This is a genomic window from Neisseria sp. P0021.S006 (assembly GCF_051956895.1).
The window spans coordinates 1-734 of the sequence record NZ_JBQCWZ010000687.1 but is presented as its reverse complement, the minus strand read 5'-3'; the positions used below and the strand labels follow the sequence as shown (position 1 = coordinate 734).

The 734-nt window shown below is 47.8% G+C and carries 1 protein-coding gene and 1 pseudogene; both read left to right on the top strand.

Translation table 11 applies throughout. The features are described 5' to 3' along the window. Positions 1-252: M20/M25/M40 family metallo-hydrolase (locus ACTHUM_RS16480; protein WP_440403492.1), on the top strand; the 252-nt coding region annotated here is incomplete at its 5' end. 96 nt (positions 253-348) lie between these two features. Next, positions 349-734: pseudogene (locus ACTHUM_RS16475) on the top strand (methylated-DNA--[protein]-cysteine S-methyltransferase); the annotation flags it as partial.

The window sequence follows — 734 nt, the reverse complement described above, 5'->3', positions numbered from 1 at the left end:
TTCCTAACCCACGCGGGCAAACTGACCGACGTGGCATGCGAAGCCATTGCCGAGATTTGTGGCGTTGAGGCCGAATTGTCCACTACTGGCGGCACTTCGGACGGACGCTTCATCAAAGCCATTGCCAAAGAACTCATCGAATTAGGCCCATCCAACGCGACCATCCACCAAATCAACGAAAACGTACGTTTGGAAGATATTCCGAAACTGTCGGCAGTGTATGAGGGTATGTTGACGCGATTGTTGAAGTGAAAAAGGCCGTATAGGCTTTGAAAAACGATAGGGCGATATGATTCTTTTGCTCTTTTTGTTTTCTCTTAAGTTATCGATAATTGGACAAGGCAAAATATGATTACTCTGCCTTCTTTAAACGAGCTTCCATCAAAGTGGAATGAAATCCGAGAGCAGTTGGAAACTGACTTTCCCGCTACTCTCGAAACCTTGCTGCACAAGCGTCTTACTGAACACGAAGCCAAGCAGTTTGAGCAGGATTTTATTGATTGTATCGGTTGTACGCCTGAGGAATATGTCCGTATCCGCCAAGCTATCCGATTGTTGGAAACGCGTTATCCAGATAGTCCGAATGAGCTGACTGTTGCCGCGCTTGCCACGCCCTTGGGCGAGATGTTGGCGGTGTTCGGCGGCAAGGGTTTGTGTCTGCTGGAATTTGTCGGGCAAAAACATATGGAACAGGAAATCATGGCTGTCCAAAAAGCTTTGCGCGGGCAGTTTAT